This window comes from Streptomyces sp. CB02959, from assembly GCF_002803155.1.
GTDB lineage: Bacteria > Actinomycetota > Actinomycetes > Streptomycetales > Streptomycetaceae > Streptomyces.
Window position 1 is genome coordinate 1 of the sequence record NZ_NNBP01000057.1, and the last position, 25,487, is coordinate 25,487.

The window sequence follows — 25,487 nt, forward strand, 5'->3', positions numbered from 1 at the left end:
CACACAAGTTGAGCCAGAACCAACTCGGGTTCTGGCTCAACAACTGTGGCGCCGTCACTGTCCGTCACGCCAGGAGGACTCGTTTCCGGAGGAGTTGGAATCCGGCTCGACCGAACATTTGGCGCTTGAGCATCTTGATCCGGTTGACGTGGCCTTCGACGACGCCTGAGTTCCAGGGAAGCGTGAGGCCGGCGATGACGGCCTCACGGTCGCGGTCAATGCCTGCGGCGAGGGTGTGGAGACTGGGAAGGTCATCTTGCCGGACGGCGTCGAGCCACTGCGGGAGCCGTTTGCCCTGGCGCTCGGTGAGCATGGTCGCGAAGGATCGGACGTGTCCGGTGAGGGCCTCCAGTTCAGGGCATTGAGTGAGGACCATCTTGAGCCGCAACTGCTCGATTTCGGTGAGGGTTTCGGGGCGGCTGAGGATCCACTTGGAGACTGTTCGGGGTGACGGTGGCTTTGCCGTCACCGGTTGCGGTGACGTGCGCTTTTTCCTGATGTAGGCGCTGACGATCCCGTAGGTGCCCTTGTAGCCGAGTGGCACGATCTCTTCCCATAGCTTCCAGGCGTTGGTGCAGCCCTCGTTCCAGCGGTTGTCGAGATAGGGCTTGTACTCGTCGAGGACGGAGGTTCGGTTGTTCTGCCACTGCCCGCGGAAGAGGTCTTCCGGCTTGGCGGCGTCGGCGAGACTTTTGACCGTGCGGTGCGTCATGTGCAGTTGGCGGCCGATGGATCGGCGGCTGTGGCCGGCTTCCAGCAGTGCGTGAACGGTGGCGTGTCTGGTTCGGATACGGTCGGCGAATCGGTGACCGGTTGGCCACGGCGAGCTGGAAGTCTCCTCGGGCGGTGTGGATTCGGGTGAGGTCCGGGGAGTTGGTTCAGGCACCAGGACTCGCAGGCATCCGCGGTGCTGGGCGACGCTCCGCTCGGCGGCTTCGCCCAGGTTGTGCCACAAATGCCACCTGTCTGCGACTTGGATCGCTTGGGGTGCTCCGGTGGCGGCGCCTTCCGCGAAGAATGGCGCGCGGTCGCGGCATACGACCTCGATCCCTGGTCGCTTGGCCAGCCATGCGGCCAGGCTCGAAGCCTCACGGTCGGGCAGCAGGTCCACCGGTCGGCGTGTCTCAACATCGACCAGCACGGTTCCGTAGACCCGGCCTTTGCGCATCGCATACTCATCGACGCCGACCACCCGCGGGGCCGGTGGTTCCGGTTCGGGAAGCGCCGCGACCATCCGAAGTACCGTGCTGCGGCTGACAGGGATCCCGAAGACACCGGCCATGCGGGCGCCGGCCCGGCCTGCGAGCGCGAGTCCGACAGCGGTCAGCGTCGACCACAACCCCTCGGTCCACCGACCGAACCGCCGGGTCAGCCCCGACACCTGCTCGACGAAGGTCCGCCGATCGCACGATGGGTTCCCGCAGGTGAATCGGCGGACCCTCAAGCACAGCACCACCCGTCTTCCTGCGCTGGGTGAATCAGAGGGAAACCGCAGGTAGGAGCCATGCACCCGGCTCGACCGGTCGCCACGGCCCGGACACACGGCTCCGACAGCCGTGCAGCAGGCTTCAATACGTACCGTCTCGTTGTTCATGTCTACCGACAGCACCGCGACATCCGCGATCGACGGGAACAACAGCTCCTCCAGGCGGAGCACCACATCTTCCACGAGCCGGAACTGTCAGCCCCACCAGGCCCAGGGCTGATCATTTTCGGGCAACTTCCGGGAGACCACGGCGACTGCCACCTGCCACTCACGGTGACGGCGCCACAGTTGTTGAGCCAGAACCGCAACTCGCGTACATAGCCAGCGGTGCCCAACCGGACCGGGGTGAAGTGATCTCGCTCTGACCTGATCGGCCGCCCGACCGCTGATTCTGTGCCCCTACCAATCGGGGCGCAGAGCAAGGCGAACCCCCGTCCTACCGCCCCGTTGCCAGCATGAGGCAGCGGGGCTTCACCATCTCAGTCGTGGGCGGACTCGCACTGCTATCAATCCTCTGACCTGCCGGAAGATCAGCAGACCGCTAGATATTACGTCAAGCCACCGCTTTGCCCGGCCTGCCGGGAACGGGGTTCTGCTTACCCAGGCGGGCTGGGCGCGCGGTCGACCTGGCCGTTGAGCTGGGCGAGGGTGGTGATCCGGGCCTTGAGCTGCGCGGTGGCCTGAGCGGCGCCCGGGTGCTGGGGCCGGGACGCCGCTCACGGGTCATTCGCTGGGGCAGACCGCCATGATCGCTTGCAGGGTCGAGATGTTGTTCTGCAGCCCGTCGGCGGCTGCCAGGGCTGCGATGACGTCAGGGTGAGGGGGGAATTCTACGTTCATCCGTTTGTCGTTCTCGCGCACATCGGCCGCAGTCTTGGCGTCGAGGTCGTCCGCGTGCTGGTTGAGTTTGGATCGAATGTCCGCCTTGGATGCCTCCGCAGCAGCGGCCCTGAGCTTCGAGGTCAACGCCCGAGTTTTTGCCGCCAGTTCGTCATACGTACGCGTCTTGTCACCGGTGTCGTACGCCTTCAGCGCCGCGTATGCCGGTTCGCAGCCCGCAGGCATGTTGTTCGAATTCGCCACCACGACCGCTGTAGTCGCCGCCACCACCACAGCACCGGCAGCCACGACGGCGCCCGTCTTGGTGGAGACGGCGGCGACGATCTTCCCGAAGGAGCCGAGTGCCTTGCCGCTCTCGACCGCGGCTGCCCCGAGCGCCGGGGCGAGCAGCACCGCGGCGGCTGCGGTGGTGCCTGCCTTGTCGCCGTCGAGGAGGTCGCGGGTCAGCTTCTCGGCCCGGTCGTAGAACTTGACGTCCTTGGCCATGCCGCCTCGCGCAGCCGCCATCCGGCCCAACGCGTACAGCTGAAGCGCTAGTTGGCCGTGTCCCTCGGTCAGGGCCCGGGGTCCGACGATCCGCACGAATCGTGAGGCGAGCGCCCACTGCTCCTCGCGGACCAGCGCGCGGGCGACGGCCAGGAAGAGGTACGCGTCCGGCTCCGGGCCTGATGGTCCGTCCTGCTGCACGAGCGCCGCAAGCAGGCCCTCCGCTGCGGTGGTCGCCGCGGCCGGAGCCCACTCCTGGCTGTGGACGGCCGCGGTGGCGTCTTCGGTGATCCAGTACGTCCCGTCGAAGTGCTTGACCATGCGCCGGTCGTGCAACTCCGAAGCGGCGGCGCCGTCCTGTGGATAGCCGGTGACCGGAGCGATCCAGGCAGCAGGAAGCGCCGTGCCGAACGTCGCCAGTGCGAGCAGTACGCGACGCGCAGGCTCGCTCAGGGCGACGGCCAGCGCTTCCGCCTGGCGTCGTGGACTCAGCAGCGCCGGATCGACGGGATCTGGCTCGTCCCGCGGTTCGTCGGCCCCACGGATGCGCCGCTCCCACTGGTCGGAGCTTTTGATGAACTGGGCGTATTGGCAGATCCGTTGAGGCGCACCGCCCGACTTGTCCCACACGTGGTCGAACTGCAGCTTCTGCAGCCCCGTCGGGCCGAGCTGGAGCCCTACTTCGTCGCTGAGCAGTTCGACGGCGGCGGTACGGGACAAGGGCCGGACGAGATGGGCCGCGTCGGTGTCGGGCAGCGTCGCGTAGGGAGACGTGAACAGGAACGTGCAGCCGGGGAAGGTCTCAAGGAGCCGTGTCAGATCGCTCTGCGGCAAGCCGCAGTCGACGACGGTGACGTGCGCACCGGAGAAGTCCGCGGCGGCCATGGCCGCACGCAGCTGCGTCTCGTCAACGGCCCGCAGAAAGTGCGTACCGAAGAACGCCCCGGCAAGCCGCCCGTACAGCGCCTGCAGCGACTCCTCCTCGTCCGTACCGGTGGGCGGGTACAGGACGTGGCCCCGACGCCCCTGGGCAGCCAGCTCCCGGTGCACAGCCGCGGCCACGGCTTTCTTCCCGACCCCCGGCTTCCCGTGCAACTGCACGCTGGAGCCGCCGTCGAGCTGCGCGACCACGTCGTCCACCAGTGTGTCCCTGCCGAACAGCTTGCTCCGGCCCGCGGCCGGCAGCAGCGGCGGCTGATGCGGGGTGAGGTCACGGAGGCTGGTGATCTCGACGAGGGCGTTCCCGTCGTAGATGACGTTGATGGTGTGGGAGCCGGTGGTGACGATGCCTTTCACGTCGCCGTGCACAACGACTTCTGCGTGGTCACGGTCGGCCTTCGCGCGGCCACCGGCGGCCGTGGGGCCATCGCTCCTGACCGTTGGCTCCGCGGCGCTGGGTTCGTGCGTCGGGTACAGGAGGTTCGCCGGCTCATCCGGCACCCTGCTGTCGCCCGTCACGGGCGCTGGATGTTCATCGCACCGTCTCCGGTCGAGACGATTCCTGAGACGTTCCCGCTCACCGCCACACTTCCGGCCCCGCTGCTCTGAGCCGGTCCGGACACGGGGAGCAGTGCGGCGATCTCGTCGACGAGCGCGGGGTCGGCCGCGAGGGCTCGCCTGATCTGCAGGCGCAACGCGGCCAGTGCGTCCGGATCGTCGGGATCGGCGGCGAGGTCCGTCACGGCCCCGTCGATCGCGGTCGGATCGGCAGCGCCGCCCCGAATGCGGGCGAGCAACCGCTGGCCGAGCCGCACGGTGGCTCCTGCCGCCTCGTCCTCGACCCGTTGCAGCACAGCAGCGCCGTACACGGCCACTGCCGCTCCCGCGGCCGGAACGATCTGACCGAGCATGACTTCGACGTTCGACACGTACACCCCCGATGATGCGTGCACTGAGTGCAGTTGCCCCCGGAATCAATGGTGTTCACCAGTACAGCCCCTGGCGCGTCACTGTGCCAACCGAAACGCCGAATCAGTAAAGGGAAACGGGACGACGCCAACAGCGACCCCAACGAGAGAAGCGAACGCCCACAACACGGCCGGCAGACTCAGCCCTGCGCACCCCGAGCCGCTCGTCGGCCCGGTCCGGCCACGCCTTGTCGGCCAGGACCAGGTCGGGTCTGGTGCGAGGCCGTCCTTGCGGTCGAGGGACCGGAAGGTCGAGCCGGGTCACCCTCAACGTGCCGCCCGCGTACGGCAGTTAGAGGAACAGGTCGGGCTTGGAGCGGGACGCCTTCGCGCCGCTCGCGGTGTTGGTGCGGATGGTGTCGCGGCCGACGCCGGCCAGCGGCAGCGCGTCGACCCGATCACCCGGGCGGTGGGCGCAGTTCAGCTCGCCAGCTGCCGCAGCCATTCGCGCAGCAGAGCCGTCTCCGTGTCTCGCAGAGGTACCCCGGCGGCCGCAGCCGGGGGCCCGTTGGTGAGTGCGGTTTCCAGTGCGGTTTCCAGTGCGGCATCGAGGGCGAGTGCGCGCGAGGCCAGGTCCGACCCGGATGGAGCGGGGGAGTCCGCGGTGACCGAGGCGATGACGGTGTCCCGCAGCCGTGCCGAAGTGGTCAGGTCCCGCTCCGGGGGTTCTTCGCCGATGAGCGCCAGCGTGGCACCCGTCGTCGCCGCGTGGATGACGCGGGTCGCCTGCTCCACCGGGATGCGAAGGCGCCCGGCCTGGGCCACCTGGCCCAGCAGCCTCACCAGCAGGGCGTGCGCCTCGTCCGCGGCCGGGGGCCGCCGCCCGGGCTGCACAGTGCCGTACATGAGCATGTAGAACGCGGGATGCCGCAGTCCGAAGTCGACGTGCAGGTCCCAGCCGCGGTAGAGGTCGGCCACCGGGTCGTCAGGGGTCAGCTCCAGTGCCTCCCGTTTCTCGGCCAGGTACATCTCGAATCCGTAGGCGGCCAGCTCGACCAGGAGTCCGTCCTTGTCGTCGAACATCCGGTAGAGCGCGGGGGCGGTGATGCCCGCGGCTGTGGCGACAGCGCGCGTGGAGACCGCTTCGCTGCCGCCCTCCTCCAAAAGCTTCGCGGCCACCTGCAGTACCTGGCGTCGCGCGGCGCGTCGTCCCTCGTTCATGGAACAACGATATCTCGTTTTGCGTATCGCCGCCTTATCAGTGATAACGTCGAAAGCGGAACGGCGATCCGCGCTCATGGTGCTCAGCGCCGGTCCGCGGCACCTGGGCATGCGCCACGCCCCGCCCGGGCCTCCGGTACCCGAAGCGTGGAGCAGTGCGACCGGCCGCCGCAGCGGGCGGCTCATCGTTCGCCGACACCCCACCGAGCACGCCGCCATCGCGGCAGGAGAGGAACACCCGTGCCCGATATCTCCATCGTCATCGCGTCGCATTCCGGCTACGGCCACACCGCGCAGATCGCCACGGCCGTCGCCGACGGCGCGCGCTCCATCGCCGGGACACAGGTCCACCGCGTGGACGTCGCCTCCCTCAGCGACGCCGACTGGGAACTACTGGACGCCGCAGACGCCATCATCTTCGGCACCCCCACCTACATGGGCACCGCGTCGGGGGCGTTCCACGCCTTCGCCGAGGCCACCAGCAAGCGGTGGAGCACCCGCGCCTGGAGCGACAAGCTCGCGGCGGGATTCACCAACTCCGGCTCCATGAGCGGCGACAAGATGCACACCCTGCAGTACCTGGCGCTCCTGGCCGCCCAGCACGGAATGCTCTGGGTGAGCCTGGGCCTCCTGCCGGGCTGGAACACCACCACATCCAGCCCCCAGGACGACAACCGCCTCGGCTTCTACCTCGGTGCCGGCGCACAAAGCTTCAACGACACCCCGACCGTCCACGACGCAGACCTGAACACCGCCCGCCACCTCGGCCGGCGCGTCGCCGAGCACACCCGCACCCACCGCGCCGGACTGGCCGCCGCAGCACACTGACACAACGCCCGCCAACAATTGCCTTCCAGCGCCACCCCGCCAACGTTCGCCCCGTCGCGACACCCGGCACCCCCGCTCGCCACGTTGGCCGAAAGCCCCAGCACGGCCCGGCACGAGGACATCGACCGCCTTGCGATCGCACGCGGACGCCGCCTCTCGACGGGCAAACGTTGGCGGGGGCGGCACTGGGTTCCTTCCAAGGAGCGAGTCATGCAGCACCGGACACTGGGAAGCCAGGGCCTTGAGGTCTCGGCGATCGGCTACGGCGCGATGGGCCTGACGATGGCCTACGGACCCACCGACGAGGAGGCCGGCGCCGCCGCCCTCCGCCGCGCCCACGACCTGGGCGTCACCTTCTTCGACACCGCCGAAATGTACGGCTGGGGCACCGGATCCAACGAGATCCTGGTCGGCAAGGCAGTCAGGGACTTCCGCGACGACGTGGTCCTGGCCACCAAGTTCGGCGTCGATATGTCGGTGCCTCCGGAGCAGATCGGCAGCGCTCTCAACAGCCGGCCCGACAACATCCGCAAGGTCGCCGACAACAGCCTGCACCACCTCGGCGTGGACCACATCGACGTCTTCTACCAGCACCGCGTCGACCCCGAAGTGCCCATCGAGGAGGTCGCGGGCACCGTCAACGAACTGATCGACGCGGGCAAGGTGAAGTACTTCGGCCTCAGCGAGGCCGGACCCGAGACGATCCGCAAGGCGCACGCCGTGCAGCCGGTCTCCGTCCTGCAGAGCGAGTACTCCCTGTTCGAACGGGACGTCGAGCAGCTCTTCCCCACCCTGAACGAACTCGGCATCGGCTTCGTCGCTTACTCCCCCCTCGGCCGCGGGTTCATCACCGGCACCGCCAAGCCCGCCGGCCAGTACGAACCCACCGATATCCGCAACGTCGACCCGCGCTGGCAGCCGGGCAACTTCGAGAAGAACATCAAAGCGGTCGACCAGCTCGCCGAGCTCGCGGCGGCCAAGGACTTCACCCTCTCCCAGCTCGCCCTGGCCTGGCTCCTGACCCGGGGCGAGCACATCGTGCCCATCCCCGGCACCCGCAGCCCGAAGCGCATCCAGGAAAACGCCGCCGCCGCCGACCTCACCCTCACCGACACCGATCTCAAGGCCATCGACGAGATCCTGCCGCAGGGTGGCTTCGGCGCCCGCTACACCGAGGGGCACGTGCCCACCTGGATCTGATCGCGTCCTGGCTGCGGGTGCGGAACTGGTCCCGGTGCTGCCGAGACGCTGCCGGCTTCGTCTCACCGCTGGAGCCAGCCGCCCGCCGCATCCTGGACGCGGCAGAACGGGGGTGGACCGCGGCGCTGGAGGCGGCATGCCGTCCGCCGCGCTCGCCGTCGCCGGAGAGTTCGCCGTCGTCGCCTCGCGGACGAGGGGTGGCTGCCCCTGGCCCGGCGCAGACCTACGCCGACGATGTCGCCGAACGCGCCGCAGCCCACCCGCGCGAGCCCGACCCCCTGCTCTTCGCCGCGCACCTGCTCACCCGCCCCGTGCTGGGGTCGGAGTTCCTCCAACAGGGCCGCCTGCCTGCCGTTGAGCCCCTCCAGCCGCCCCTCGAAGGGCTCGCCCTCTTGCTGCCAGGACGCCACCCGGCTCGTGTACTGCAAAGACGGCAGACGTCGCGGCTCCTTCGAGCACACGCCGTTCACCTTCCTCGGCTACACGTTCCGAGCCAGACAGAACCGGGATCGCTACGGCAAGTCATTCCAGTCGTTCGATCCCGCTGTCAGCAGGGACGCCCTGAACAAGATGGGACGGGAAGTGCGCTCCTGGCACTTGCACACCCGCTCCGATCTTTCCTTCAAGGAGCTTGCCCGCAGGATCAACCCTGTCGTGGCCGGCTGGATCAACTACTACGGCCGGTTCAGGCCATGGGAATTGAACCCCTTCCTGATGCGCATCAACGCCTACCTGGTGCGCTGGATCCGCCAGAAGTACAAGCGACTTGCGGCTGAACGGAAAGCCATCACGAAGATGCAGGAGATCGCCCGAAGGTACCCCCGCATGTTCGCACATTGGCGCTGCACCGTTGCGGCCGTGTTGACCTGACGAACAGAACGACAAGAGCCGTGTAACGGGAGACTGTTACGCACGGATCTGTGAGAGCCGGGAGGCGAGATTCCTCCCGGCTACTCGGCAGGCCGCCCCGGGAGCGTCCGAGCCCGTGGTCGGCCGGCTCGACGGTGATCCCGCCGGGCGGTTCCTTCTGGAGATCCCCCTTTTCGCCGCCCCAGCCGCGTGCTGGTGGGCCCGGCAGACCGTGGAGTCGATGTTCACGTCCCAGGTGATCAGGCCCTTGGCATCCGCCTCGGCCTGCAGCTGAGTGACGATCCGAGCCCAGGTGCAATCGCGCTGCCAGCGCCGGAACAGGTCATAGACCCGGTCCCACGGCCCGTAGCGTTCCGGCACGTCACGGCAGGGAGCACCCGTCCGGGTCCGCCACCGTATGCCGTCTATCAGCTGCCGCCGCGTCCATACCGGCGGACGGCCCGACTTGATGCCCCGCGGCAACAGCGGCTCAAGTCGGGCCCACTGGCCGTTCGTCAGATCCCCACGCCCCACAGGACGTGATCATCAACGATCGAGATCAACTTTCGCAAACAGGCCCTCGGCGGCCTACGCGGTTGTAGCGATGCCGCCGTCGACGGGGATCACGGCGCCAGTTAGGTATGCGCCTGCCCGGCTGGCGAGGAACACGGCGACACCCGCCATGTCGTCGTCGCGGCCGATCCGGCGTAGTGGGGCCGACGCCGCGATCGCCTCGCCGAACTCATCGAGGGTTGCAGCCATCATCGTCGACGGGAACGGTCCCGGCGCCACGGCGTTCACGGTGACGTGCTGCGGTCCTAGTTCCTTGGCGAGCACTCTGGTGAGTTGATGCAGTGCGGCCTTGCTGCTGGAGTACGAGTAGTTGGGCCGCTGGGGGATGTGGATGGCGGCGATGCTGCCGATGTTGATGATCCGCGCGGGATCGTCGGCGGTGCCCGCCCTGCGAAGTGCGGGCAGCAGCGCCTGGACCAGCCAGAACGGCGACTTCAGGTTGAGGTCGACGACCGTGTCCCAGGCCGCGTCTGGGAACGTCGCCAGCGGCTCGTCCCACATGGCGCCCGCGTTGTTGACGAGGATGTCGAGATGCTCCGAGTCGGCGGTGACGAGGTCGGACAGTCGCCGACACTCGTCGTGGCGGGACAGGTCGGCGGGGATGGCCCGCACTTCACCAAATGTGGACAGCTGTTCCTGCGCCTGAGCGCACGCTTCTGCGTTGCGTGAGCTGATGACCACGCGGACGCCCGCCTGGAGAAGGCCACGCGCGATCATCATTCCGATGCCTCGGGTCCCACCGGTGACGAGCGCGCGTTTTCCACACAGATCGAAAAGTTCTGCATGCGTTGTGAATTGGTTGTCTAACACTTGCCGCCATTCCAGTTGGTGGTGTGGGATGATGCGTCGACGCGTTGGGTGTTCGGTTCAGCTGTCTCAACGCTATGGCCTTGGAGTGCACTCCAAGCAAGCGGATCTCGGTCCCGACGGACCGCGTCCGCAACCGCCTCAAGCGCGGATCGCGAGGCGGACGGCCGCCCAAGTTCGACAAGGACGACTGCAAGCAGCGGCACGCGGTCGAGTTCGGGATCAACCGCCTCAAGCGCCACCGGGCTGTAGCCACGAGGTATGACCAACTCGCGGTCCGCTACGAGGCGACCTGTGAGCCTGCGGGTCCCTCCCCGTGATCCGCACACCACACTCTCGGTTCGCATGGACTGGCGACGCCTGTCGAACAACCTCCGACGGTTGTGCCTCCCGAAGCGGTGAACCCCTACTCGCGAAACTCGTGAACACGGCCACGGGCGCGCAGCTCGCACGACGACCTCGCCCGGATCGCTTCCGTCGGGGCGTGCATCCATAGGTGCTGACCGTGCTCCGTGACCCTCAGCCCGAACGCATGGATGTCCGGTCGACCGTGGGCGACGTACTCCGCCTCGACCTCCTCGACCTCCACCCACAGATCCCGTGGGCCGTACACCGTCACCGTTCCGCCACCGGCCACAGCCGCCGAGCCGTCGTCGGCCTGAAGCCACACGGTCCGGACGTCCTGGTGGAAGCCGTGTGTCATCCGTACGCCTGGCAGACGGGCGCTGCCGTACAGGGCGAAGGCCAGCGGGTAGAGCCGCTCAGGATCGAGGCCACTCTCGCGGCGCCGCGCCGTGCTGGTGTCCCGCGGCCCCAGCTTCTCCAGCCGGTGGGAGCGCATCGGCATGTAGGAAGCGCCGTGGAAGAACTGGCCTACGAGGTCCCCGTTCTCCTCGCGGACCAGGCGTACCGTGGCGCCGCCGTAGAAGATGTCGGTCATCGGGGCCACCAGGACCCCGCCGGGCGCGAGCTGGCGAGCCAGGGACTGAGGTACCTCGCGCAATGCGCAGGTGGACAGGATCCGGTCGTACGGCGCCCGGTCGGCGAGGCCCATCTCGCCGTCAGCGACCCGCAGGGTGGGGTGCAGCCCCTCGGCGTCGAGGTTGGCCTGCGCCCGGGCGCTGAGCACGCCATCGATCTCGACGCTGGAGACGTTCTCCTCACCCACCCGCCGGCACAGCAGGGCGGCCACGTAGCCCGTGGCCGTTCTGGCGTCGTCGAAGGGCACGTCAACCTGGTCAAGATGCTGAAACGCCAGATGTTCGGCCGGGCCAGCTTCGCTCTCCTACGCAAACGAGTCCTGCTCGCTTGACCTGCATGCCCTTCGGAGAGGCCCGGCGTACTTCAACCAGTCACGAGTGCCGTCCAGACCCCCGGTGGGTGCTCAGCTGGCTTCAACCACAACTGCGGTTGAGACCGCTGGTGTTGCTCGTCCACCCCCGGCTGCCAGAGGAAGCGGCCATCGACGTCGGGCCACACTGCTTGGAGTACCGGGAACGGAGGCCGACGGTAGAAGGAGATCGCACGCCCGAAGAACTCCCGGTACCAACGGAGATCCGCTGCCTTCAGGACGACGGGACCGTCCTCGATGATGCCGTGGCATTCCCTGCCCCCTACAGCACAGCCCCGGCCGCAGCCTCGTGACCGAGGGAGTTAAGCAGCACGTGCATCGTCTGGATATCGAGTCCGAACATGGCAAGCTCAGGCACCGAGTGCGTGTGCCAGAGCCCGATCGTGTACGCGAAGCCCGGCCCTTCGTCGTCGGCCGGCACCATGACCACGCTCCAGCCATGCTCCTCAACCTGCTCGACAGTCCGCAGGTCCATGCGATCGGCCTCTTCCTGATCACCGTAGTCATGGCAGATCACACAGCGACAGGAAGTGGGGGCGTTAGGTATACCGGCGACAGTACCGCGAACGCCTCCGGCCACCTTTGGGCTGCTGAGCCAACACCAACAGCCGCGCTCCAGGTGTTCACCTCATCCCACTCGGTGACCCCAGGTCGATGTGCGTGCTGTTCGGCGACAAGCACCACGGGGCGCCTGGTGGCGCCGTCCGAGGATGCGCCTGCGGCGTCGCGCCCGAGGCGCGTCCGCCTTGGGCGGCCGGGCGTTCACCTGCCTCACGGCCGCCCGGACGTGACAGAAAGGACGCTCGACCATGCAGGAACCAGGCCAGGCCATCGTGCTCACGGGCACCTCCGGCGCGGGCAAGAGCGCGACGGCCGCGGAACTCCAGAAAGTCCTTCCGGAGCCGTTCCTGGCGCTCGGGCTGGACACGTTCTTCGGCACGCTCCCGCGCCGCTGGACCAGCCAGGGCGAGAGCAGCGCCGAGGGGTTCTCGTACATCCGGGACACCGACGACGAGGGCCGTCCTCGGCTGCGCATCGGGTACGGGCCCGTGGGAGCGCGGCTGCTGGCCGGCATGCGCCGGGCGGTCGCGGGGCTGCTGAGCGAGGGCAACAACGTCATCGTCGACGAGATGCCCATCGATGCCACGGTCGTGCCGGCCTGGCGCTCCGCGCTGGCCGGCCACCGGGTGCTGTGGGTCCGGGTGAGCGCTCCACTGGCGGTGTTGGAGAGCCGGGAGGCGGAACGCTTTCCGGCCCGGTTCCGCGGCCTGAGCCGGGGGCACTACGACGTCTGCGATCCGGAGGACTTCGACCTCGTGCTCGACTCCTCAAGGCTGGCGCCGTGCGAGCGCGCCGACCGCGTCGCCGCAGCACTGCAGGCGTCCGCGCGCACCTGTTGACGCACAAGACGTGCACCCGGCGGGTGTGGCCACCGCGATCGTGGAGGGGCTCGGGTACTCCCTGCACACGGCGACCGAACTTCCGCTGCTGCGCCGGATCGTGGCCGAGGGCCAGCGACGGGCCGCGCTGTCCCGGGAACAGTCACGCAAGGCGGCGGTGCAGCTGGCCGCGCCGCCCTTGGGCGGCCTGCTGTTCTCCTGCTCCCTAGAGGCCCCGTTCCGCGCCGCCGCCGTCTTCTTCCTCGCAGTGACGGGCGCCGCCCTCGCCCTCCGCACGCCGCTCGGGCCGGACCGCTGTGGACGGGCGCGCGCCAGCCCGGCGCAAGGCCGCGGACTTGCGGGGCTGCGGTATGTGCGCGCCAGCCCGTATCTGCGGTACATGCTGGTGTGGTTCGCACTGGTCAACGGCGCGTTCGCCGGACTGGGGCTGCTCCTCGTCGTCCTCTGCCGCGGCCGAGGCGCATCCCTGGGAGAGATCGGCACGGCGCAGGCCGTCGGGTCGGCGGGCGCGGTGCTTGGCGCACTGGCCTGCGAACACCTCACCGAGCGGCTGACCGGTGCGCGGCTGCTCACCGCATCGTCCGGGCTGCTGGTGGCCGGTGCTGTGGCCATGGCCGTACCGGGCCCTGCGCCGCTGACCGGCATCGCGTACGCGGGCGCGCTCTTCCTCACGCCCGCGGTGAACGTCGCGTTCCAGCACCACCTGGTTCGTACCGTCCCGGACGAGCCGACCGGCCGGATCTCCTCGGCGAGGATGACCGCGGCGCGGAGCCTGAACTGGTTCTTCCTCATGGGCGCCGGCGCCCTGGCCGACCGGCGCGGCCCGCTGTTGCCGCTGTTAGCGCTCGCCGGACGGTTCTTGGCCCTGGCCTGCGCCAACCACGTCTGCCGGCCGGCGTCCGCCGAGCGGTGATCCGCACGCAACTCCTGCGGGCGGATCTCGACGCGCCGCGCAAGCAGCGGCACACGGTCACCTGGACATTTCACCGGCTGGCCCAGGCCCCCAGTTCGTTCAGGGAGTCGGCTGCCTTGCCGCGCCGCATCTACGGCCCGGAGTTGACAACCTCGCAGTCGATTTCCTGTTGATCAACGCACGGCCAGAATTCACCCAGCGTTGGCGCCCACTGGCTTCGATGAGCATGCTGCAGCCCCCTTCCGACTTATGAGGAGCTTCCATGGCCCCCGATCCGATCACCTCGACGCCCGAGTCCGAGTTCGGCGACAGACTCGAGACGACAACCGGCGCCACCCGCCGTCGGTTCCTCCAGGGCGCGGGGGTGGCAGCCGGGACACTGATGCTCGGCGGGACCGCCGGGGCGGGCGGCGCGTACGCCGCTCCGAACCCCAGGTACATCTTGCCAAAGGGCTTCAAGGGCAACATGTCCGACCTGAAGCATGTCGTGATCCTGATGCAGGAGAACCGGTCCTTCGACCACTACTTCGGCACGTTCCCCGGCGTGCGCGGCTTCAACGACAAGCAGGCGCTGCGGTTCCAGGACGGCACCACCGTCTTCCAGCAGAAGGACCGCAACGGCAACATCGTCACCCCGAAGGTCGACGACGGCACCTGGGGCAACGACCACGGAGCCTGGGGCGACGTCGACCATCGCAAGTGGGATCTGTGGGTGCAGCACAACGGCGCCAGCTGCATGAACCACCACAGCGACGCCTACATGGGCTTCTACCATTCGGTGGCCGCCGAGTACACCATCGCCGACCAGAACTTCTGCTCCGAGTTCGGGCCGACCGACCCCAACCGAAAGTACCTGTGGAGCGGTACCGCCAACAGCGAGACGGGCAACACCGATGAGTCCAACTACTCCCGTCCCTGGATCACGGTGGCCGAGCAGCTCCAGCAGGTCGGCATCGACTGGCGGCTCTACTCCGACAACAGCGGCAACGGGCGACAGGGTTACCTCAGCACCTGGGTCGGCGACTACGGCGACAACGAGCTGAAGTACTTCAAGGGGTTCGACCCGGAGGGGCTGAGCGCCGACGATCCGAAGCTGCGGCCCGGCACCGGGCTGATCTGGCGCGGCAACGCCACGTACTACTCCGGTATGACCTCGCCGAACGACGACTCCGACGAGAACCTCGACGCGGTCCTCAAGAACCTTCATGACGCCTGCCAGCCGGGCGCGGAACACCCGCTGCCGGCAGTCTCCTGGATCGTGGCGCCGTATGGCTGGTCCGAGCACCCGGACGCGGACAGCCTGCACGGCGAGCGCTACGTCAAGAAGACGCTCGACATCCTGCAGAGCAACCCCGATATCTGGAATCACACGCTCTTCATCCTCAACTATGACGAGAACGACGGGAAGTTCGACCACGTGCTGCCGCCGTGGCCCGAGCCGGGCACGTCGCGCGAGTACGCCGGCGACTACCCGCTCGGTTTCGGTGCGCGGGTGCCGATGCTGCTGGTCTCGCCGTGGAGCCGGGGCGGGTACGTCGCCTCGGAAGTCTTCGACCACACCTCGACGATCAAGTTCCTCGAAACCTGGGCGGCCCACCTCGGCAAGCCGTTCCGTAGCCCCAACATCAGCGACTGGCGGCGCTCGATCGCGGGCGACCTGACCAGCGCGCTCGACTTCGCCCACCCGCAACCGGGGCCGGCCACCTTCGCGGACCCGCTGGCCGAGCAGTCGGTGTCGATCGCCGCCGACCACATGAAGGCACGCCCGCTGAGCTTCCATCCGCACGCGACGATCACGGAGGACCGCGCCTCGGGGACGGTCACCGCCAGGATGACCCTGACCGGCGGCCCCAAGGACAAGGCATTGAGCTTCCAGGTCTTCCCCGACAAGTACCAGGCGTTCTCCAACACGCCGTTCACCGTCACCGCGCGCAAGCCGCGCGAGTACACCTGGGACACCAAGGCCACCGACGGCAAGTACGCATTCTCGATCTACTCCAACGACGGCTTTGTGCGCTCCTTCGCCGGCCAGGTCGCGCCCGCCGGAAAGAGGGACGGTGGCCTCCCGCGCGTCGAGGTCGACCTGCTGAAGGGCGCGGGCACCAACCAGGCTCAGGTGAAGCTCACGTTCCACAACGACGGCACCAAGCCGCTGGCCTACACGCTCACCGCCAATGACTACCTCAGCCGCAATCAGAAGGTCACGGTGGCCCACGGCGAAACGAAGGTCGTCATGTGGCCGGCCCAGGAGGGCTACTACGACGTGGTCGTTACCGTCAACACCGACACCACTTGGACGCAGCGCTACGGCGGCCGGATCGCCACTGCGGCAAAGGACTGATCGGCCAGAACATCCGTGGTGACGGTGGTCGTCCCGGGCCGGGTCGGTGTGGTTTCGGTGCTCGGGCGGGACAGGGCATGTGCTGGCGGAGGTTCCGAAACGTGCGGCGGACCCGGGCCGGAGTGAGTCGGCCGGGTGGGGCCGGCTTCTCCCGCGGGTGCCGCAGGTCACGGGCCAGTGGGCGGGCGAGTCTGAGCCGGGTGTATGCGGCGATGATCAGCCAGGTCCATCAGTCGGCCGCTTCGGGCTCCCGGAGCCGGGGCTTGGTCCAGCCCAGCGTCCGCTTGAACAGGCGGAAGGTGTGCTCCAGGTCGGAACGCCGCAGGAACGCCTGCCAGGCCTGGTCGGCGTCGGCGTCGGTGGCACCGGTCTTCGAGGACCACGACCACACCGCCGGCGCCTCCCGGTCCTTCGACAGGTGCTCCACCTCCAGCCGGATCAACGTCGCCTCGATCAATGGGAGTTCACCCTCGTGATCGAGCCAGGCGGCCCGATGGGTCAGCCGTGGGTGGACCCGGTCCCACGCCACGGTGACGGCCTTGCCGTAGTTCGCGGTGGCGGTGCGGGTGGAGACCGTCGGTTCGGGCCAGGTCTCGGGCTTGGCGAAGCGGAATTCCGGCCCGTGCTCCGGCGGCCGGCCGTTCGTCCCGGGCAACCGCGCAGGCCTCGGTAACCGCATCACGCGGTCGCTGCGGATGCGCCCGACCAGTTCGACCGGGAGGTCGCGCAGGGCCCAGGCCAGGCAGGTGACGTCATAGCCGGCGTCGGTCACGATCAGGATGTCCGGCTCGTTGCCGGAGTGCCACTGGCCTCCGGCAACGAGCCGGTCGACGACATCGCGGAGCTGGGCGGCGGTGACCGCGGTGGCGTCGTCGGCCGGGCCGAGCCGGACAGCGTCCAGGATCTGGGTCCAGGACGTGGCACCCGTCTCCATCACGGCGACGAAGGAGTACGGCCAGCCGGGGATGAACTGCGAGGCCGCCTTGCCCGGCCGTAGACGTGACAGAACAGGCGGTCCGGCGAGCATGGCGCGTCCGACCTCAGCCACGGTGAGACGTCCACCGCCAGGACCAGGCGTCCGTCGGGAAAACGCGGTAGCGGCAGGCCGGCCAGCACCGTTCTCCGCCGGTCGGCATCGATCCGGCCTTGGTTGAGACCGTCGTACATCGCCCCGTGCCCACGCCGGTGCTCGGGCAGGGGCGTCAGCTCGACTGCCGAGTGCACCGCACCAGGCGCACACAGCACCGCGTCCGCCAGCTCGCACAACTCATCGCCCCGCGCAGTCAGACACGCATACAACTCGTCCCGAAAGCGTGACGCTTCCGCGAACGCTTTCCCCGCAACAGTTTCAGGCAGCAGGCTCACCCTCATGGCCTTCGTCATGGTTGCGTGCACCTTGGTCGGAGCACATGATCGGCCGGAGGCCGCCTCGGCGTCCGGCACATGACCAAGCGGGCGAAGCAGATCGAGACGCCGTTCGAGGGACGGCGGAGCGGCTCAGTCGGGCAGCGCGACGGTGAGGTCCACCTCGACCAGTTGCCCTGAGAAGCCCAACTGTGCGACACCCAGGAGCGTGCTGGCGGATTCGAACGCCGGCCCGAGGGTGGAGGCGGTGAGCCGACGCCATGCGAGGCCCAGGACATCTCTGTCCTCGCTCCGCACGTAGATCACCGAACGCACCACGTGACGGGGCTGGGCATTCACCGCCGCGAGAGCAGTGAGCGCGTTCACGACGACCTGATCGATCTGCAACTCAACGGAGTCCGGGCCGACAAGTGAACCGTTCCGATCGAGCGGGCACTGCCCTGCCAGGTAGGCCGTTCGACTGGCCTCCACCACAGTGATGTGGTGGTAGCCAGGCGTTTCATGCAACTGCTCAGGGTTGATACGCGTGATCTTCGCTGTCATGCCCGTGAGTCTGACCGGAAGGCCGCCCACGTGCATCGCAATTTGCCTCCTCGCGCGACCGTCCGACACGGCGCGAGGTTAAAGAACAAGCTCAGTAGGTGTTTGGAACCCGCTGTGGCTGGGCGATCCTGAAGGCCATGCTTGATCCCTGGCCGGTGGCTGTCGCATCTGTGCCGCTTGCCCACGTCGTGCGGGCCGTGCCCCGACGTCATGTGCTCGCGGGACTGCTGGCCGCGCTTGTCGTGTCCAGTCTCGTTGCGGCGGTGGCCACCACCTACTGGCTGCTCCTCATGGCGCGGCTTCTGGCCGCGCTCGCCCAGGCGCTGTCGTTGTACCGTCAGGCTGCGGCCCACTCCAGACCGAGGTCAGCGAGCGCCGCGCTTCGACCCCGCACACCCCGTGCAGGGGTGAGGTCGAAGCCTAGGGGCGGGCCGTCCGACGGATTCCGGGTTCCTGACCTGACGGACACGCTCTGGGTCCTGCCAGGCATGTCGTCCGGTTGTGCCCTGTTCGGCTCTCACCGGCTAGCCCACCCCCATCGGACGCTCCCTGGAGCAATACCGGGGGTGTCGTCAGCCTGGGCCGTCCTCTTCCAACCGCTGTCCGGTCACCTCGCCGTCAGGCGTCAGGGCGAACCGGGTGGGGGCCATCAGCGTCGTGGCGCTAGCCGGCATGCCGTACGCCTTCATCGTGAAGTCCTCCGCCTTACCCATGTGCACGTATGCTTCGGCGGCTTCGCTCCACGAGTTGACCCGCACCCGCACCCCCCAGCCCTCCACTTGTTTGTCCCGCCACGGCCCCCAGCTGCTTTCCGGCAGCAACCCCGCACCCCGGCCCGAGAACACGTACCAGCCCCCGAGACCAAGCAGGAGCACGACGGCCACGAGCAGTACCGCAGTCGACCGACGACGGATACGAGAGAGAGGCACAGCGGATTCCTCCTCGATTCGAGGCGAGGGCTTCGACGCAGTCAAAGACGGCCCCTGGCCGGGCCACGTTCCCCCAGAGCCGAAGCGCCTCACATGCGAACGCGGCACCAGCTATGGCGCCCCCAGGCGGGCCATCGGACGACCCGGACGCCCGCAATCAGACATCAACCTGTAGCCACAATCGCTAGTCGCCGGTAGTGCCGTCGAGCATCTCGCGCAGGATGTCCAGGTGGCCGTTGTGGCGGGCCGTCTCCTCGGTGAGGTGGAAGAGGATCCAGCGCAGGTCGACGTGGAGGCCGTTGCGGACGGCTCGCTGGGCCTGCTTGTCCAGGCCGTTCCCGGCGACCAGTTCGCGGTAGTGGGCGCTCTGTTCGGCGTATTCGTCGAGCAACTGCGTGAGCGGGAAGTCGACGGCGATACGCATCTCGCGGTCGGGGTCCTCCTCGGTCCAGGGGCCCCGGTCTTCCTCGCCGAGGAAGACCACTTGGAACCAGTAGTACTCGACCCAGCGGAGATGGTTGATCACTCCGCTCATGGTCATCAGAGGTGAGCCCGGCAGGAGCGCCTTGCGTGCGTTCTCCGCAGAGACGCCATCGCACTTGGCGCGGGCGGTGTCACGTGCGTAGTCGAGAAACGTGGTGAGCTGGGTGCGCTCGTCCCACGCGGGCGGCGTGTCGTCGATTCTGGTCATTGCGCGAAGCGTCCCCGATCACCGCGACCGATGTCGAGGTATTTATCGACGAACTCAACCCGCACCACCCAGCTCCTTGTCCGGCGGGTCGCTACAGCGATTCAGCGCCGATGGGCCGCGCCGGCATGTGTGACTGCATAGGTTCGCCGGGTTGGGTCAGGCTGCAACTTCGAGAGGGCGTCCACCCCGGCGGATGCCCTTCTCACTGCGGATCAGCGAGATCTCGTGCGCGTGAGGCACATGGGCCGATCACCGATCGGTGAGTTCCGCGAGTCTGCGGGCGAGCGTGGCTCGCTCTGGTTCGTTGCCGACGAGATCGAGGGCGGCTCGATAGGCAGCGGCCGCCTCGGTGGTACGGCCCAGTCTTCTCAGCAGGTCGGCCCGTGTTGCGGGAAGTAGGTGGTAGCCGCGCAGTTCGCCGGCATCGGTAAGGCCGTCCAGCAGGGTGAGGCCCGCCTCGGGGCCGTCGCGCATGGCGATGGCCACGGCCCGGTTCAGTGCGATGAGCGAGGATGGCTCGATCTGGAGCAGCACGTCGTAGAGCGCGACGATCTGCGGCCAGTCGGTCGTCTCGAAGTCGGTCGCCTCGTCGTGCAGCGCCGCGATCGCCGCTTGCACCGCGTACGGTCCGACACCGGGACCGGTCAGGGCCGGCACGACGAGCCGGTGCCCCTCGGCGATGAGGTCGGCGTCCCAGAGAGCGCGGTTCTGGTCTTCGAGCAGCACCTGGCTTCCCGATGCGTCGATCCTGGCCGTGCGCCGGGCGTCGGTGAACAGGAGTAGCGCGAGCAGCCCCGTCACCTCTCGTTCCCGGGGGAGCAGCCGGTGCAGGATCCGAGCGAGCCGGATCGCTTCGTCGGCGAGGTCGGGGCGGAGGAGGTCGTTGCCGGAGCTGGCGGCGTACCCCTCGGTGAAGACGAGGTAGATGACCCGGAGCACGCTGGGCAGCCGCGCGGGCAGTTCGTCCGGGCCCGGGACGCGGAACGGGATGCGCGCAGTGCGGACCTTGCGTTTCGCGCGCACGATGCGCTGGGCCATCGTCGCGGTGGGCACCAGGAACGCCCGGGCGACCTCGGGTGTGGTCAGGCCAGCGAGATAGCGCAGCGTCAGCGCGGTGCGTGCCTCCGGTGAGAGCGCGGGGTGGCAACAGGTAAAGAACAGTTGCAGCTGCTCGTCGGGGATGTCGTCGAATCCGGGCTCAGCGGGGACCGCGGCCGCCCGGTCGCTTTCCACCTGCAGCACCGCCAGCCGCTGCGCGTACGCGCGGTCGCGCCGGATCCGGTCGATGGCCTTGCGGCGTGCCGTGGTGAGCAGCCATGCCAGCGGCTTGTCCGGCACTCCGTCGACCGGCCACCGCTCCAACGCGGCCTCGATCGCGTCGGAGGCGGTCTCCTCGGCAAGGTCGAGATCACCGAACCGGGCAGCAAGCAGAGCGAGCAGCCGGCTCCGGTCCTCGCGGAACACCGCCTCCACGGAGCGGGCCGCTCGCTGCTCGTTCACGACTGGTCAGGCTCCCAGACCGTGCGGACCTCGACGGTGCCGTACCGGGCGCCAGGGCACCGGGCCGCCCAGTCGAGCGCCGCGTCCAGGTCCGGGACATCGATCAGGTAATAGCCGCCGACGATCTCCCGGGTCTCGGCGAACGGCCCGTCGGTCACCACACGCTCGCCGTTCACGCGGACGCGTACGGTGGTCGCGTTCGAGGTGTCCAGGGCGTTGCCGTCCAGCTTGACGCCGGCACCGGAGACGGCCTTCTCGAACGCCATGAACTCTTCCACGGTCGGTCCTTCGGCCGGTCGCTCTTCGGTGGAGTCGGGCGACGGGGTGTTGATCAGCAGCAGGTACTTCACGGTGCGCTCCTCGTGCATCGGGTTGGTTGCGCAGGCATGACGAATGGCCGGAGGGAGAATCGACAGGACGACCAGAGAAATTTTGTCAGGGCGCCCCAGGCACAACGACCGGTAGTTGGCCCCGCCGAGGAGCTGGTGCTCTGACCGGGGGTTCGCCGGGTTAGCGGATGGGCGATGCTCCGCAGATGATCGGTGCCCGGCACGTTGCTCGCTCCTGCGACCGGGCCCGGCCCAGCGCGGCCGGTTGGGGGAGATCCGCGGCAACCTCTTCGCCCGCATCGCCGAGGCCGAGCGTGAGGGCTGGCTCGGTGAGGTCGAAGGATTCAAGGTCAGCCTCGCCGGCGCCGAGGATGAGCTCGCCCAGATCGACAGGCAGTCCCAGAAGGCCACTATCAGTCTCGGCGTGCCTACGACCAGGAGTGGGCTTGAGTAGCGACGGACATCAAGAAGAACCGGGCCGCGATCTGAGCACGTGGACGCTCGACCAGTTGCAGACGTTCATTCATGACGCCCGCGGCCAACAACTTGGGACGGCGCGCGTCGCCGCGCAGGGACAGGCCTACAACTCCAGTCATCCCCGAGAAGCCCGTCGTCAGTGGGCGAAGCTGTCGCTGCTCGGGAACGGGCGCATGCTCGATAACGCCGAGGGAGGCTCTGCGCGGGTGGCCCAGCAGGACTTCATGCTCCGGATGTGGGTGATCGACCGGCTGGGCCCCGACAACACGGACCCGGACTGGAGTCCCGAGGCGCTGGCGTCCGACACGCTCAACCCGATGGCGGCGTCGAGCACGGCCTTGGCGAAGGTGACGGCGGCGTGGGCGAACGAACCCAGCTCACCGATCAGAGTGTCGAGTCCCTGGTCGACCAGGGCTTCCGGTTGCGTGAGCATCGGCTCCAGCTTCCCGAAGGCGTCCGTCGCGGCCGGGAGGAACGCTTCGGCGGCGGTGGCGAGTTTCTGGGCGAAGGTGCCTGCCGAGGCCGAGGCCGAGGTCGTACTGGTGCCCATCGCCGGGACCGTCGGGTTGGCGGACTGCACCTTGTCCATGATCCAGTTGTGGTGGACGCCGGTGGCGGAGGTGGAGGTGGTGCCGGCGGAGCCTCCGCCGAGTGCCGGGTTCGCGTTGTCGCGTTTCAGCTGGTTCAGGCTGGTGCCCTTCACCTTGCCGGTGAGGGTGTCCAGGGCGTTGTCGATCTTTCCGTCGAGGTCGGTCAGCCAGGCGTCGGCGTTGGATTTGAACTTTTTGAGGCCTCCGGAGACGGTGGAATCGATGCCCTTGAGCACTGCTTCCAGGGCCATCTTGGTTTCCCAGATGTCCTTGAAGTTGAACATGGCCTTCAGCCAGTCGATCACTTTCTCGATCGCGGCCTCGACCTGGTGGAAGACGTTGGTGATGAAGTGGCCCGCGGTCTCCAGGCCCTGTTCCACGAGGGTGAATTCGTGGTCGATGTCTTCGCCGGTCCTGACCGTCAGCTGCCACAGGGCCGTCGCCTGGTCCCACGTCCACTGGGCGATGGTCGTGACGCCGTTCCCGATGCCGCGCACCGTGCTCCCGACCCAGCGTTTGAAGGAATCCCAGCCGTCGGACCAGTCTCGCAGGGAAACGGCGCGGGATGTCTTCGTGTGCGAGGTGATGAGACCGGAACCCAGTTCGTCGTCGGTCATCGCGCGGCCGGGGTCCATCCCGAGCAGGGCGGCCTTCTGGATCGAGGTGGCCGCCTTGTCGGCCAGATCCTGACTCTCCCGCGCCCGGGGGGCCAGGGGCCCGGAGGCGGAATCCCGTGTGGTGGCGTTCGCCAGCACCTTGCCGTTGAAGGCGTGCAGGCCGCCGCCCGGGTCGGTGGGATTCAGGCGCCCCTGTCCCGCCAGGTAACGGTGGACCGCGAGCGCGGGCTGGACTGTGAACGGCGTGTCGAGCCGTCGGCCCGCATCAGCAGGCGGGGTGCCGCGAGACCGGTGGGGACCAGGGTGAGGGTGACCCGGCCGCCCGGGTCGGTCGTCATCCTCGTGGGCTCGCCGCTGAGACGGTAGGCGTGTCCGCACCAGGTCACCTCGACCGGGGCCGTCTGCGGTGCCGTGGTCACCTCGACGGCACAGTTCGGCACGGGCACACCCTCGGCGGTCAGCACGACGGCTTCCACCCGGTGGCGGGTCACCTCGAAGGCCGTACTGCCGGGAGAGCGGACCTCGTGCTCGCGCCATGTCCCGGTGGTGTGGTCCTGGACCTCCAGCCGCAGCTCCGGGTCCTCCCGGCCGATGTGGTAGTGGAACAGCGAGCTGCAGTCGGACGTGTCGTGTGCCGCCCCGAACCCGACGACGTCCCGGTGGATCGGGACCGGCGGTGACCAGTTGGGTGAGCCGTCCTCCAGGAAGGGTGTGGTGTCGTGCTGGTAGATCGCCCACAGCCGGTTCCGGTCGTCGAGCGCGTACACGGTCCATAGCGGCTTGCCCGGTACTCCGGCGTTCTCGACGACGGCGTGCCGGAAGCGGACTCCGGGGACGTTCAGCGGCCGCGGCTCCAGGACGCCTTCGCCGTTGTGCGTCAAGGCCCAGCTGAACAGCGACCCGGATGTCTCCTGGACGATCGGGATAGGGAATCAGGCACGCCACGTTTCCGTCCCCGGCGAATTCGACTGAGACGACGGGCAGAACCTCGTTCATACCGGGTGAACCTACGACGGTCGAGTGCGTCACGGTCAGGCCGGACGCCCCATCCAAACCGTGGACCGTGACCGGAGTATCCCACGTGCGGCCGTCCGACGAGAGGTACGAGGCATAGACCTTCCCCCCCCGCTGAGGAACACGCACACATGTCGCGGCGCGCCCTGAACGTTCCACCGTGGTGCACGCACCACGACCACATCGGTGGGCGCCTCGTCCACAGGAAACGCCTGCGTCGATCTCCACCGGGGACCCTTGCCGTCCGGGATCTGAGCCAGGTGGAGCATTTGCGCTCCATCCTGGGTCGGGGCGATCACCAGGGCCGCGTGACGCAAGTCCTCCCGAGGCGTCGTGACCGCGGAGTTGTGGAACGGCGCGACCAGATGGGGCCCGCCGGAGCGGGCGTCCACATGGACACCCGTGGTGGTCACGACGTCTCGGCTGAGGGAGTCCGTCACCTCGATCCGTGCGGGAACCAGGTGCGTCAGCGTGTCGGTCATACGGTGCCTCCATGGCAGCGGCTGGATTGCCGTGATGGATTGCCATGGCCGTCGTTGTGGCAAACGCGGCGTCGGCCCAGCAGCTCAGCCCCGCCGCCGCTCCCCTGGCACTCCGGCCGCGCTTCTTCGTTCCCGCTGGTCACCGGCTCGGGAGCAGGAAGCAGGGAGCAGGGAGTCGGGAGGCTGACCGCGACGAGTCCATCGCCAGCGATGGACGCTCGCCCACCGCAGCATCGCGAGACCCGACGAAACCTGCACGTGGCCCGCATCTGCGCACCGCCACCGACGAGTGGTCCGGATTCGAGCCGACGCAGCCACCTTCCGACCGCCCACGCCACTGGCCACGTTCCAACCAAGAGGCCTACGACTGCCTGTCACCTCCGGAGCAGCCCGGACCAGCCCGCACAACCACGCACCGTCGGGCGAAGGCGAGGATGATGTCTGACCACAAGGCGGCGCCGAGCCCGACAGCCGTGTGGCCGGCCCCACGGCGGGCAGTTGCGCGCGAGGCAGCCTTGAGCTGGCGGTTCATCCGCAACGACCCGTGGGCCGGGCTCTACCCGGGGGGTGTTCACTATCGCCGTCGCCTGGCACTACCAGCTGTCACCGGAGCGGTTCGTGCTGACCGTCGCAGGTTCGGTGCTGTATTTCTGGCTCTACCTCTACAACTTCTGCCTGACCAACCAGCTCACCGGCCGACTCGAAGACCGCGTAAACAAACCCTTCCGGCCAATACAACTAGTGGCGCGTCGCTGCTTAGTTGTGGCATGACTGGTTGGGAGACTGGCATCTGAAAAGTTCCAACCCT

Annotated in this window: 27 protein-coding genes and 1 pseudogene; 9 read left to right on the forward strand and 19 right to left on the reverse strand. The window is 68.2% G+C overall.

Annotated features, from left to right (window positions below; translation table 11 throughout):
• Window positions 1-64 precede the first annotated feature (64 nt).
• The 5 genes from CG747_RS45255 to CG747_RS45275 all read right to left on the reverse strand — a co-directional run bounded on the left by CG747_RS45255 (window position 65) and on the right by CG747_RS45275 (window position 5,880).
• Window positions 65-1,669, reverse strand: a complete 1,605-nt coding sequence (locus tag CG747_RS45255) for an ISL3 family transposase (RefSeq protein WP_219621646.1) — start codon at window positions 1,667-1,669, stop codon at window positions 65-67.
• Window positions 1,670-2,209: 540 nt separating this feature from the next.
• Window positions 2,210-4,120 carry a hypothetical protein gene (locus CG747_RS48695; protein ID WP_180986018.1) on the reverse strand — a complete coding sequence of 637 codons (1,911 nt, stop codon included), beginning with the start codon at window positions 4,118-4,120 and terminating at the stop codon, window positions 2,210-2,212.
• 146 nt (window positions 4,121-4,266) lie between these two features.
• The gene (locus CG747_RS45265; protein WP_100607715.1) at window positions 4,267-4,662 is read right to left on the reverse strand and encodes a hypothetical protein; all 396 of its coding nucleotides are present in this window, start codon (window positions 4,660-4,662) and stop codon (window positions 4,267-4,269) included.
• Window positions 4,663-5,011: 349 nt separating this feature from the next.
• Window positions 5,012-5,164 (reverse strand): hypothetical protein, encoded by a 153-nt coding sequence (locus CG747_RS48700; protein WP_180986019.1) that lies wholly within the window; start codon window positions 5,162-5,164, stop codon window positions 5,012-5,014.
• Window positions 5,140-5,880, reverse strand: coding sequence for a TetR/AcrR family transcriptional regulator (locus CG747_RS45275; protein WP_100607717.1), 741 nt, complete (start codon window positions 5,878-5,880; stop codon window positions 5,140-5,142). The genes CG747_RS48700 and CG747_RS45275 overlap by 25 nt, the downstream gene beginning before the upstream one ends.
• Window positions 5,881-6,120: 240 nt before the next feature.
• Between CG747_RS45275 and CG747_RS45280 the strand changes: the two genes are divergently transcribed.
• The gene (locus tag CG747_RS45280) at window positions 6,121-6,708 is read left to right on the forward strand and encodes a flavodoxin family protein (protein ID WP_100607718.1); all 588 of its coding nucleotides are present in this window, start codon (window positions 6,121-6,123) and stop codon (window positions 6,706-6,708) included.
• 210 nt (window positions 6,709-6,918) lie between these two features.
• The gene (locus CG747_RS45285; protein WP_100607719.1) at window positions 6,919-7,908 is read left to right on the forward strand and encodes an aldo/keto reductase; all 990 of its coding nucleotides are present in this window, start codon (window positions 6,919-6,921) and stop codon (window positions 7,906-7,908) included.
• A gap of 62 nt (window positions 7,909-7,970) precedes the next feature.
• Here CG747_RS45285 and CG747_RS49015 read toward each other — a convergent pair whose 3' ends face one another.
• Window positions 7,971-8,318 carry a hypothetical protein gene (locus CG747_RS49015; protein WP_219621647.1) on the reverse strand — a complete coding sequence of 116 codons (348 nt, stop codon included), beginning with the start codon at window positions 8,316-8,318 and terminating at the stop codon, window positions 7,971-7,973.
• Window positions 8,319-8,325: 7 nt separating this feature from the next.
• Between CG747_RS49015 and CG747_RS45290 the strand changes: the two genes are divergently transcribed.
• Window positions 8,326-8,778: a group II intron maturase-specific domain-containing protein gene (locus tag CG747_RS45290; RefSeq protein ID WP_257981199.1), complete on the forward strand. Its 453-nt coding sequence runs from the start codon at window positions 8,326-8,328 to the stop codon at window positions 8,776-8,778.
• A 36-nt stretch (window positions 8,779-8,814) separates the two neighbouring features.
• Here CG747_RS45290 and CG747_RS45295 read toward each other — a convergent pair whose 3' ends face one another.
• Window positions 8,815-9,291 carry a transposase gene (locus CG747_RS45295; protein ID WP_257981200.1) on the reverse strand — a complete coding sequence of 159 codons (477 nt, stop codon included), beginning with the start codon at window positions 9,289-9,291 and terminating at the stop codon, window positions 8,815-8,817.
• Between the two features lie 54 nt (window positions 9,292-9,345).
• Window positions 9,346-10,140 (reverse strand): SDR family oxidoreductase, encoded by a 795-nt coding sequence (locus CG747_RS45300; protein ID WP_100607721.1) that lies wholly within the window; start codon window positions 10,138-10,140, stop codon window positions 9,346-9,348.
• 80 nt (window positions 10,141-10,220) lie between these two features.
• Here CG747_RS45300 and CG747_RS45305 point away from each other — a divergent pair, with 80 nt between their 5' ends.
• A complete protein-coding gene (locus tag CG747_RS45305; protein ID WP_374701900.1) occupies window positions 10,221-10,457 on the forward strand; it encodes a hypothetical protein in 237 nt (78 codons plus the stop codon).
• Between the two features lie 86 nt (window positions 10,458-10,543).
• Here CG747_RS45305 and CG747_RS45310 read toward each other — a convergent pair whose 3' ends face one another.
• The 3 genes from CG747_RS45310 to CG747_RS50550 all read right to left on the reverse strand — a co-directional run bounded on the left by CG747_RS45310 (window position 10,544) and on the right by CG747_RS50550 (window position 12,005).
• Window positions 10,544-11,365 carry a methyltransferase gene (locus CG747_RS45310; RefSeq protein ID WP_308303862.1) on the reverse strand — a complete coding sequence of 274 codons (822 nt, stop codon included), beginning with the start codon at window positions 11,363-11,365 and terminating at the stop codon, window positions 10,544-10,546.
• A 116-nt stretch (window positions 11,366-11,481) separates the two neighbouring features.
• On the reverse strand, window positions 11,482-11,730 hold the full coding sequence (locus tag CG747_RS50545) for a DUF4262 domain-containing protein (RefSeq protein WP_308303863.1): 249 nt from the start codon (window positions 11,728-11,730) through the stop codon (window positions 11,482-11,484).
• A 20-nt stretch (window positions 11,731-11,750) separates the two neighbouring features.
• Window positions 11,751-12,005, reverse strand: coding sequence for a DUF4262 domain-containing protein (locus CG747_RS50550; protein ID WP_257981201.1), 255 nt, complete (start codon window positions 12,003-12,005; stop codon window positions 11,751-11,753).
• Window positions 12,006-12,297: 292 nt separating this feature from the next.
• On the opposite strand from CG747_RS50550, the gene CG747_RS45320 reads away from it, so the two are divergent.
• From CG747_RS45320 to CG747_RS45330, 3 genes are all read left to right on the forward strand, one after another.
• Window positions 12,298-12,888 carry an AAA family ATPase gene (locus tag CG747_RS45320; protein WP_100607723.1) on the forward strand — a complete coding sequence of 197 codons (591 nt, stop codon included), beginning with the start codon at window positions 12,298-12,300 and terminating at the stop codon, window positions 12,886-12,888.
• A gap of 25 nt (window positions 12,889-12,913) precedes the next feature.
• Window positions 12,914-13,801 (forward strand): MFS transporter, encoded by an 888-nt coding sequence (locus CG747_RS45325; RefSeq protein ID WP_100607724.1) that lies wholly within the window; start codon window positions 12,914-12,916, stop codon window positions 13,799-13,801.
• A gap of 262 nt (window positions 13,802-14,063) precedes the next feature.
• On the forward strand, window positions 14,064-16,142 hold the full coding sequence (locus CG747_RS45330) for an alkaline phosphatase family protein (protein WP_100607725.1): 2,079 nt from the start codon (window positions 14,064-14,066) through the stop codon (window positions 16,140-16,142).
• Between the two features lie 13 nt (window positions 16,143-16,155).
• Here CG747_RS45330 and CG747_RS45335 read toward each other — a convergent pair.
• The 6 genes and pseudogenes from CG747_RS45335 to CG747_RS45360 all read right to left on the reverse strand — a co-directional run.
• Window positions 16,156-17,513: pseudogene (locus tag CG747_RS45335) on the reverse strand (NF041680 family putative transposase); the annotation flags it as partial.
• Window positions 17,514-17,639: 126 nt separating this feature from the next.
• Window positions 17,640-18,050 carry a RidA family protein gene (locus tag CG747_RS45340; protein WP_100607733.1) on the reverse strand — a complete coding sequence of 137 codons (411 nt, stop codon included), beginning with the start codon at window positions 18,048-18,050 and terminating at the stop codon, window positions 17,640-17,642.
• A gap of 572 nt (window positions 18,051-18,622) precedes the next feature.
• Window positions 18,623-18,934, reverse strand: coding sequence for a hypothetical protein (locus CG747_RS48705; RefSeq protein WP_180986021.1), 312 nt, complete (start codon window positions 18,932-18,934; stop codon window positions 18,623-18,625).
• A gap of 229 nt (window positions 18,935-19,163) precedes the next feature.
• Window positions 19,164-19,670: a DinB family protein gene (locus CG747_RS45350; protein ID WP_100607726.1), complete on the reverse strand. Its 507-nt coding sequence runs from the start codon at window positions 19,668-19,670 to the stop codon at window positions 19,164-19,166.
• A gap of 249 nt (window positions 19,671-19,919) precedes the next feature.
• The gene (locus CG747_RS45355; protein ID WP_100607727.1) at window positions 19,920-21,170 is read right to left on the reverse strand and encodes an RNA polymerase sigma factor; all 1,251 of its coding nucleotides are present in this window, start codon (window positions 21,168-21,170) and stop codon (window positions 19,920-19,922) included.
• Window positions 21,167-21,520, reverse strand: a complete 354-nt coding sequence (locus CG747_RS45360; RefSeq protein ID WP_100607728.1) for a YciI family protein — start codon at window positions 21,518-21,520, stop codon at window positions 21,167-21,169. Before CG747_RS45360 ends, CG747_RS45355 begins: the two co-directional genes overlap by 4 nt.
• Before the next feature lie 244 nt (window positions 21,521-21,764).
• Here CG747_RS45360 and CG747_RS48710 point away from each other — a divergent pair, with 244 nt between their 5' ends.
• Window positions 21,765-21,953 carry a hypothetical protein gene (locus tag CG747_RS48710; RefSeq protein ID WP_257981202.1) on the forward strand — a complete coding sequence of 63 codons (189 nt, stop codon included), beginning with the start codon at window positions 21,765-21,767 and terminating at the stop codon, window positions 21,951-21,953.
• A gap of 159 nt (window positions 21,954-22,112) precedes the next feature.
• Here CG747_RS48710 and CG747_RS45370 read toward each other — a convergent pair whose 3' ends face one another.
• Together CG747_RS45370 and CG747_RS45375 are read right to left on the reverse strand one after the other, a co-directional pair.
• The gene (locus CG747_RS45370; RefSeq protein WP_100607729.1) at window positions 22,113-23,321 is read right to left on the reverse strand and encodes a hypothetical protein; all 1,209 of its coding nucleotides are present in this window, start codon (window positions 23,319-23,321) and stop codon (window positions 22,113-22,115) included.
• Window positions 23,322-23,365: 44 nt separating this feature from the next.
• Window positions 23,366-24,064: a hypothetical protein gene (locus tag CG747_RS45375; protein ID WP_100607730.1), complete on the reverse strand. Its 699-nt coding sequence runs from the start codon at window positions 24,062-24,064 to the stop codon at window positions 23,366-23,368.
• 1,182 nt (window positions 24,065-25,246) lie between these two features.
• Here CG747_RS45375 and CG747_RS47710 point away from each other — a divergent pair.
• Window positions 25,247-25,450 (forward strand): hypothetical protein, encoded by a 204-nt coding sequence (locus tag CG747_RS47710; RefSeq protein WP_146022293.1) that lies wholly within the window; start codon window positions 25,247-25,249, stop codon window positions 25,448-25,450.
• Window positions 25,451-25,487: the final 37 nt, after the last annotated feature.

Excerpts from the sequence above, each read along its gene's own strand:
- CG747_RS45265 (WP_100607715.1), bottom strand. The coding sequence starts at position 4,662 with ATGCTCGGTCAGATCGTTCCGGCCGCGGGAGCGGCAGTGGCCGTGTAC.
- CG747_RS48700 (WP_180986019.1), bottom strand. The coding sequence starts at position 5,164 with ATGGCTGCGGCAGCTGGCGAGCTGAACTGCGCCCACCGCCCGGGTGAT.
- CG747_RS45275 (WP_100607717.1), bottom strand. The coding sequence starts at position 5,880 with ATGAACGAGGGACGACGCGCCGCGCGACGCCAGGTACTGCAGGTGGCC.
- CG747_RS45285 (WP_100607719.1), top strand. The coding sequence starts at position 6,919 with ATGCAGCACCGGACACTGGGAAGCCAGGGCCTTGAGGTCTCGGCGATC.
- CG747_RS45320 (WP_100607723.1), top strand. The coding sequence starts at position 12,298 with ATGCAGGAACCAGGCCAGGCCATCGTGCTCACGGGCACCTCCGGCGCG.
- CG747_RS45330 (WP_100607725.1), top strand. The coding sequence starts at position 14,064 with ATGGCCCCCGATCCGATCACCTCGACGCCCGAGTCCGAGTTCGGCGAC.
- CG747_RS45340 (WP_100607733.1), bottom strand. The coding sequence starts at position 18,050 with ATGACAGCGAAGATCACGCGTATCAACCCTGAGCAGTTGCATGAAACG.
- CG747_RS45350 (WP_100607726.1), bottom strand. The coding sequence starts at position 19,670 with ATGACCAGAATCGACGACACGCCGCCCGCGTGGGACGAGCGCACCCAG.